This window comes from Saccharopolyspora sp. 6M, assembly GCF_020176775.1.
Lineage (GTDB): Bacteria > Actinomycetota > Actinomycetes > Mycobacteriales > Pseudonocardiaceae > Saccharopolyspora_C > Saccharopolyspora_C gregorii.
Genome location: NZ_JAIUJZ010000256.1, coordinates 1 through 8,179 on the forward strand (window position 1 = coordinate 1; position 8,179 = coordinate 8,179).

Consider the following 8,179-nt stretch of genomic DNA (forward strand, 5'->3'; position numbering starts at 1 on the left):
GAGGTGCGCGGATCCACCGCGGCCCAGTCGACGGTCAGCTCGCCCAGCCGCCAGCGCCGCGGGGGGGGCCCCCCCCCCCCCCCCCCCCCCGGGCCCCCCCCCCCCCCCCCCCCCCCCCCCCCCCCCCCCCGGCCCCCCGGGGGGGGCCCCGGGGCCCCCCCGGGGGCGTCTTCGCCGCTTCCGGTCAGCCTCGTGCGCGACCAGGCCCCGGAGAGCTCCGGCACCGACGGCGTTCCGCCCGGCTCCACGCGCCCGCACCACCGAGGCACCCGGCGGGCACCGTCCGGTCGGGCACGCGCTCCGGTTCAGCGCCGGACGACCACGGTGCCGGTGAGGCGGTCCAGCCAGGAACGGCCATCGCCGTTGCGGATGATCGCGGGCACCAGCAGACCGGTCAGCGCGCAGCGCACCACCGCTCGCCACAGGCCCACGGCACCCGGCCGCTCCACCCGGGCCACCCAGATGCCGGTGAGCAGCATCCCGGGGGTGAATCCGAAGAACGCCACCGGGATCACCGTGATCGCGAACCAGGCCACCAGGCTCCAGTTCCCGGGCAGCGCCGGTGCGGTGAACAGCTGCGCCACCAGCGCGGCCAGCACGATGTCGACCAGGAACCCGAGCAGCCGGCGACCGCCGGTGGCGACCGAACCCTGTCCGCTCTCCGGCAGGCCCATCCGCTCGCCGCGCCACCGCTGCTGCGGGTCGCGGCCGAACAGGCCGCCCAAGCCCTGCGGCTCGCCCGCGGAAGCGTCGCCCTGGCTGCTCATCTCGGACCTGGATCCCGTCGATTCACCCACTCCCCCAGACTACGACCCGCGCCCCGCGGGGACGCCGACCGGCGCCCGAACGACCTGATCAGCCACCCTCCGCAATCGGCCTCATCCGTTCAGGCCGTCGTTAACGTCGGCGAAACATCGGGGTGATGGCCGAGCAACACCGGTGACATAACGTTGTCCACGAGCCGGTGAGCTCGGAGCACGCGCGCCGGTGAGCAGTCAACCAGTGCGTGAAGGAGCCATCGAGGGTGTTCAAGAATCCAGACGAGGTCCTGCGCTTCATCTCCGACGAGGACGTGAAGTACATCGATGTCCGGTTCTGCGACCTGCCGGGCGTCATGCAGCACTTCACGGTGCCCGCCTCGGCGTTCGACCAGGACACCTTCACCGAAGGGCTGGCCTTCGACGGCTCCTCGGTCCGCGGGTTCCAGTCGATCCACGAGTCGGACATGCTGCTGCTGCCCGACCCGTACACCGCGCGCATCGACCCCTACCGCGTCGAGAAGACGCTCATCCTGAACTTCTTCGTGCACGACCCGTTCACGTTGGAGCCCTACAGCCGGGACCCGCGCAACGTGGCCCGCAAGGCCGAGCAGTACCTGGCCGAGTCCGGCGTCGCCGACACCGTGTTCTTCGGTGCCGAGGCCGAGTTCTACATCTTCGACTCGGTGCGCTTCGGCGAGGGCCCGAACCGCAGCTTCGCCGAGGTCGACTCCGTCGAGGGCTGGTGGAACACCGAGCGCGACGAGGAGGGCGGCAACAAGGGCTACAAGACCCGGATGAAGGGCGGGTACTTCCCCGTCTCGCCGTACGACCACTTCGCGGACCTGCGCGACAAGATCTCCACCCAGCTCAGCGGCTCCGGGTTCACCGTCGAGCGCGCGCACCACGAGGTCGGCACCGGCGGCCAGACCGAGATCAACTACAAGTTCAACACGATGCTGCACGCCGCGGACGACCTGCAGCTGTTCAAGTACATCGTGAAGAACACCGCGTGGCAGGACGGCCGCACGGTCACCTTCATGCCGAAGCCGCTGTTCGGCGACAACGGCTCCGGCATGCACAGCCACATGTCGCTGTGGAAGGACGGCTCGCCGCTGTTCTACGACGAGTCCGGCTACGGCGGGCTCTCGGACATGGCGCGGCACTACATCGGCGGCATCCTGCACCACGCCCCGAGCCTGCTGGCCTTCACCAACCCGACGATCAACTCGTACCACCGGCTGGTGCCGGGCTACGAGGCGCCGGTGAACCTGGTGTACTCGCAGCGCAACCGCTCCGCCTGCATGCGGATCCCGATCACCGGCAGCAACCCGAAGGCCAAGCGCGTCGAGTTCCGCTGCCCGGACCCGTCGGGCAACCCGTACCTGGCGTTCGCGGCGATGATGATGGCCGGCCTGGACGGCATCAAGAACAAGATCGAGCCGCCGGAACCGATCGACAAGGACCTCTACGAGCTGCCGCCCGAAGAGGCCAAGAACGTCCCGCAGGTGCCGGACAGCCTGGAGAAGGTCATCGACCGGCTCGAAGAGGACCACGACTACCTGCTCGAAGGCGGCGTGTTCACCTCGGACCTGATCGAGACCTGGATCCGGCTCAAGCGCGAGAACGAGATCGACCCGGTCCGGCTGCGGCCGCACCCGCACGAGTTCGCGCTGTACTACGACGTGTGATCGTGGCGCTCCGCGCGAAGCGGGCCGGCCGGGACCCGTTCCCGACCGGCCCGCTCCTTCGTTCGGGGGCTCAGGTGCCGTTCCAGGGCGCCAGCGGGCTGCCGGTGGCGCCGGGGCGGAACCGGAACAGGGCTCCCGCGTACGGGTCGCCGACCAGCGCCCGCTCGTCGTAGCCGGAGCACGCCGAGGTCACGTACATCTCGTCCAGCCTGCGACCGCCGAACACGAGACCGGTCACGCGGCGGGTGGGCGCCCACAGCACCGTCTCCAGGTCTCCGCCGGGGCTGTACCGGTGGATGCGTCCGCTGCCGTGCATCGCGACCCACGCACCGCCCTCGTTGTCCATCGCCAGCCCGTCGGGGTGGCCTTCGGACTCGGCGCACACGATCCAGCGCCTGCCGCGCCCGGCCCGGCCGCGTTCCACGTCGTAGTCGAACGCCCAGATGACGCGCGGCACCGTGTCGATCACGTACATGGTCGCCCCGTCCGGGCTCCAGCCGATGCCGCCGGAGAGGGTCAGCCCGTCCACCAGGACGCGGGCCCGGGTGCCGTCGAGGACGTACAGCGCGCTGCGCTTCGCCTCCCGGCTGTGGGTGAGGGTGCCCGCCACGAACCGGCCCGCCGGGTCGCAGGCGCCGCCGCTCATCCGGTCGCCCGCCTGCACGCCGGTGATGGGTTCCAGCGCGGCGCGCCCGGGGAACAACCGGGCGAAGCCCCGATCCGCGGCGGCGATGAGCTGTCCGTTGCGGGTGGCGCCCAGCGAGGTGACCACCCCGGGCAATACCTGCACCTCGTCCGCATCGGAATCGCGGTGGTAGGTGTGCAGTTCTCTGCGCAGCACGTCCACCCAGTACAGGCAATTCAGCGTCGGCATCCACAACGGCCCCGCACCGCAAAGCGCCTGTCGATCGACGAGTAATTCAAAGTCCTCGGACACCATGCACTCCTATTCGGACCCGCCCGGACGCCGGTCGTGCGCGCACCGTTCGCGGTGCGAGAAGGTTACCGTCACGATAGCGGCAAGCAGACCTCCGAATGGGCTGTTCCCGGGAAAGTCGAGTCCACTGGACGCAGTCGCACAATCGTCCGAATTGGACGTTCGAGAGTCGTTTCGCGAGCGGTTCGGCTCCGCTTTCTCCAGCGCAGGAGGCCGGTGTCAGCGCAGGCGAGACACCTCGAATCCGGAGCTGGAGCGTTCCGCCGGATCACCGTGCACATTCTCACAACCCCGCGGAGGCAACCCCCGGACAATTTCAACCGGTGCATTTGCACGTGCAGAAACACGCGCGCCGAGACGGCTCCCGGTTCCCATTCCAGCGAGGCCGACACCTAGGCGATGCGGCCGAAGACCACCAGCCCCGAAGAATAATCCTCGAAAGCGCTGGAAGTTCCCGGGCGACGGATACCAGTCCCGCCTGCTCTGGCATATTCCACCCGTTGTCCGCCGCTCGGCCGCACCCGGCACTCCGGCAGCGCCCCGGTCCGCATCCGAACAGCGGAGACCGCACCCGGAATCGCGCGAACCCGGCAGCGGCGGAACTCGGCGCGGCACCACCGGCACGGCACCGGTACCACCATCGCGGGCCCGGTCCCGCGAAGTAATCCACGAACGCCTCAGTCCTCGTAGAAGACCCGCTCCACCACCGCGCGAGCCCGCCGCGTCACCCGCAGGTAGTCGTCGAGCACCTCCCCGGTGTCCACGTCCGCCGAATAGCCGAGCGCCGCCGCCACCGCCGTCAACTCCCGCACCTGCTTCGGCAGCTGGTCACCGGACTTGCCGCGCACCAGCATCACCGCGTTGCGGGACCGCATCGCCAACGTCCACGCCTCGCCGAGCTCCGCGGCGTCCTGCTCGTCCAGCACCCCGGCCTCGACCGCCGCTGCCAGCCCCCGCATCGTCGAGGTGACCCGGAGTCCCTCGTGCTCGTGCGCGTGGCGCAGCTGCACCAGCTGCAAGGTCCACTCCACGTCGGCGAGCCCGCCCCGCCCGAGCTTCGTGTGCGTCGCCGGATCCGCGCCGCGCGGCAGCCGCTCCGAATCGACCCGCGCCTTGATCCGGCGGATCTCCCGCACCTTCGCGTCGTCCAGGCCGCCCGCCGGATAGCGGATCGGGTCGATCGCGGCGCGGAACCGCTCCCCGAGTTCCACGTCCCCCGCCACCGGGCGGGCGCGCAGCAGCGCCTGCGCCTCCCACGCCTCACCCCACCTGCGGTAGTAGTTCAGGTACGACTCCACGGTCCGCACCAGCGGACCGCTGCGACCCTCCGGGCGCAGGTCGACGTCCACCTCCAGCGGCGGGTCCTGGCTCGGCGCGCCCAGCATCTTGCGCACCTGCTCCACCACCGAGGTGGCGAACCGGACCGCCGTCGGCTCCGCCACGCCCGGTACCGGCTCGCACACGAACATCACGTCCGCGTCCGAGCCGTAGCCGAGCTCCGCACCGCCGAGCCGCCCCATGCCGATCACCGCGACGCGAGCCGGCACCGCCTGCCACTCCGGCCGGGCCGCCACGTCCCGCACCGACGTGTCCAGCGCCGCCTCCAGCACCGCGGCCCACACGCTCGACAACGCCCGGAACACCTCGGCAGGCGGCAGCAGCCCCAGCAGGTCGGCGCACGCGATCCGCAGCAGCTCGTGCCGGCGCAGCGACCGCGCCGCCGACACCGCCCGGCTCGGCTCGGAGTGCCGCGCGACGGCGCTGCGCAACGAGGTCGCCACCTCCCGCGGATCCCGCTCCGCCAAGGCCGGCGTGTCCGACAGCAGCCGCAGCACCTCCGGGGCGCGCACCAGCAGCTCCGGCACGAGCTTCGACGTGCCCAGCAACTGGGCCAGCCGTTCCGCCACCACCCCCTCGTCCCGCAACAACCGCAGGTACCAGGGCGTTTCCGCCAACGCCTCGGACACCTTCCGGTAGGCCAGCAGCCCACCGTCCGGGTCGGGGGTGTTCGCCAGCAGGTCCAGCAGCATCGGCAGCAGCGCGCCCTGGATGTGCGCCCGGCGCGACACCCCCGCGGTCAACGCCTCGATGTGCTTCAGCGCGCCTTCCGGCGAGGTGTAGCCGAGCGCCGCCAGCCGCTGCACCGCCGCACCGGTGGTCAGCCGCAGCGCATCGGTCGGGACCTTCGCCACCGCCTCCAGCAGCGGGCGGTAGAACAGCTTCTCGTGCAGCCTGCGCACCCGGTTGCTGTGCCTGCGGTACTCGGCGACCAGGACCTCACCCGCGCTGCGCCTGCCACCGGAGCGCAGACCGATCGACCGCGCCAGCACGTGCAGCTCTTCCTTGTCGTCCAGCTCCGGCAGCAGGTGCGTGCGGCGCAACCGCCGCAGCTGGACCCGGTGTTCCAAGGTCCGCAGGAACCGGTACGACTCCACCAGGTCCGCCGCGTCGGCGCGGGCCACGTAGCCGCCCTCCCCGAGGGAGCGCAGCGCGTCCACGGTGATCGGGCTGCGCAGGTCCTCATCGCTGCGGCCGTGCACCATCTGCAGCAGTTGCACCGCGAACTCCACGTCCCGCAGCCCGCCGGGCCCCAGCTTCAACTCCCGCTCGGACAGCTCCGCGGGCACGTGCCGCTCCACCCGGCGGCGCATCGAGCGCACGTCGGGGACGAAGTCCTCCCGCTCCGCCGCGGTCCACACCTGCGGCCACACCGCGTCCACGTAGCGCTGCCCCAGCTCCACGTTCCCCGCCACCGGGCGCGCCTTCAGCAGCGCTTGGAACTCCCAGGTCCGCGCCCACCTGCGGTAGTAGCTCCGGTAGCCGTCGAGGGTGCGCACCAGCGCCCCCGCCTTGCCCTCCGGGCGCAGCGCCGCGTCCACCTCGAAGAACGCCGCCCCGGCGACGCGCATCAGCATGCTGGCGAGCTTCGTCGCCCCCGGCAGCGCTTCCTCCGACTCGGCGACGAACACGACGTCCACGTCGCTGACGTAGTTCAGCTCCCGGCCGCCGGTCTTGCCCATCGCGATCACCGCGAGGTCCTCGGCACTGTCCCCGCCTTCCCGGCCGGACAGCTCCGCCGCGCCCACCACCAGGGCGGTGCGCAACGCCGCCTCCGCGAGTTCGGAGAGCCGGGCGGCGACGTCCTCGAACGACGCCGCGGGCAGGCTCGGTTCCACCACCGGAGCCAAGTCCACCGCCGCCACGTCCAGCAGCAGTCCCCGGTACGCCCCGCGCAGCGCGATCACCGCGTCCGAGCCGGTCAGCGTCGTCCCGTCCGCGCCGCGGACCGCGGCCAGCAGCTCCTCGGTGAACGCCGCGACGTCCGGCTCCCGGTCCTGCGGCTTCGACCGCAACCGGTGCCAGTCCAGCGGATGCGCGACCAAGTGGTCGGCGAAGGCGCTCGACGAACCGAGCACGCCGATCAGGCCGGCGCGCAGCGCGGTGTCCGACCCCAGTTCCTCCGCCAACTCGGCCCAACCCGAGCCTGCGGCCTCCCGCAGCCGGTCCACCGCCAGCAGCGCCAGATCGGGGTCGGGAGCTCGGGACAACGCGGCTACCACCGGCTCGTCCGCCGGCCCCGCGTCCGACCACCACCCCGCCGCCCGCAACTGTTGTTCCGCCCGGACGGCGTCGCTGAAGCCGTACCTCGCGGGGGAAGGAGCCGAACCGGAACGGGACGAACTGCCGTTGGCCATGCACCGCACGGTAGTCCGGCGCGTTCACCTCACCACAGGCGACCGGAACCGCCTCACGCCATCGGCAGTGCCCGGGAACCGCGGCGCTGCTCCGGCGGAGTCGCGGCCAATCGGACGAAACGCCCCGCCACGGGCTCCCAGGTCTCCGCCAGTTCCGCGTGGAACCGCTCCAGATGCGCGGGCTCCAGCTGCCCGGGACGGGCCGACGCGGCGGTCTCCGGCATGGAGCGCGCCCAGTCCAGCACGATCTCCGGCGTGGTCTCGACGTGGAACTGCACCCCGTAGGCGCACACCCCCACCCGGAATGCCTGGTTCTCGCAGGCGGGGGACGCCGCCAGCAGCTGTGCCCCGGGAGGCAGCCGCGTCACCTCGTCGTTGTGGAACTGGAGCACGTCCGGCGTCAGCGGCAGCGGTCCCAGCAACGGATCGTCCACCGCCGCGTCGCGCTTCGCGACCAGCGAGGTCCCCACCTCCGGCCCCTTCTTGATCGGCGCCACCCGACCGCCCGTGGACGCCGCGAGCAGCTGGGCGCCGAGGCACACGCCCAGCACCGGCAGCTGCTTGCTCACCGCGGAGCTCAGCAGTGCCCGCACGTCCGCCAGCCACGGATGCTCGGAGTCGTCGAGCGCGCCCATCCCCCCGCCCATCACGACCAGGGCGTCGTACTCGTCCAGCGCTTCCCGCCCGGGGATCTCCGGTGCCCGCACCACGTCCAGTTCCGCGCCGGCTTCCGACAGCCATTCCCCGAGCCGCCCCACCGGGGCGATCGCCGACGGTTCCACGACCAGCATCCGCACGTGCTCCATGCCCGCAGACTACGAGACGCACGGCGGGGTTCGGCACACCGTTCGCCGCGTTCCGGGTGAAGGAGTTCATCCGGCCGAGTGCAGAAATTCCCCGGACACGCAAAAGGCCCGGTCCCAGAGGACGACGCCTTGCCATCCCCCGGAACCAGGCCCCACAACCCGCCCCCCAACGCCCCACCCGCTGGACCCGGTGCCGAGGTCCCCCGACGGGACACACGAAAAAAAGGGGGCCGGTTGCCCCGGCCGTGGGGCTACAACCCCCACCAGGGGGCCCGGCCCCCCGAAGCCGGGT

General features: G+C 71.8%; 5 protein-coding genes. 1 reads left to right on the forward strand and 4 read right to left on the reverse strand.

Annotation, left to right across the window (positions count from 1 at the left end):
* Window positions 1–305 precede the first annotated feature (305 nt).
* Window positions 306–767 (reverse strand): RDD family protein, encoded by a 462-nt coding sequence (locus LCD31_RS26530; protein WP_224962506.1) that lies wholly within the window; start codon window positions 765–767, stop codon window positions 306–308.
* A 257-nt stretch (window positions 768–1,024) separates the two neighbouring features.
* Between LCD31_RS26530 and glnA the strand changes: the two genes are divergently transcribed.
* Window positions 1,025–2,449, forward strand: a complete 1,425-nt coding sequence (gene glnA, locus LCD31_RS26535) for a type I glutamate--ammonia ligase (protein ID WP_224962508.1) — start codon at window positions 1,025–1,027, stop codon at window positions 2,447–2,449.
* A 70-nt stretch (window positions 2,450–2,519) separates the two neighbouring features.
* Here glnA and LCD31_RS26540 read toward each other — a convergent pair whose 3' ends face one another.
* From LCD31_RS26540 to LCD31_RS26550, 3 genes are all read right to left on the reverse strand, one after another.
* Entirely contained in the window at window positions 2,520–3,389 is an 870-nt protein-coding gene (locus LCD31_RS26540; protein ID WP_224962510.1) for an SMP-30/gluconolactonase/LRE family protein, read from the reverse strand.
* A 674-nt stretch (window positions 3,390–4,063) separates the two neighbouring features.
* Entirely contained in the window at window positions 4,064–7,081 is a 3,018-nt protein-coding gene (locus LCD31_RS26545) for a bifunctional [glutamine synthetase] adenylyltransferase/[glutamine synthetase]-adenylyl-L-tyrosine phosphorylase (protein ID WP_224962512.1), read from the reverse strand.
* A gap of 53 nt (window positions 7,082–7,134) precedes the next feature.
* Window positions 7,135–7,887, reverse strand: coding sequence for a type 1 glutamine amidotransferase (locus tag LCD31_RS26550; RefSeq protein ID WP_224962514.1), 753 nt, complete (start codon window positions 7,885–7,887; stop codon window positions 7,135–7,137).
* Window positions 7,888–8,179 lie beyond the last annotated feature (292 nt).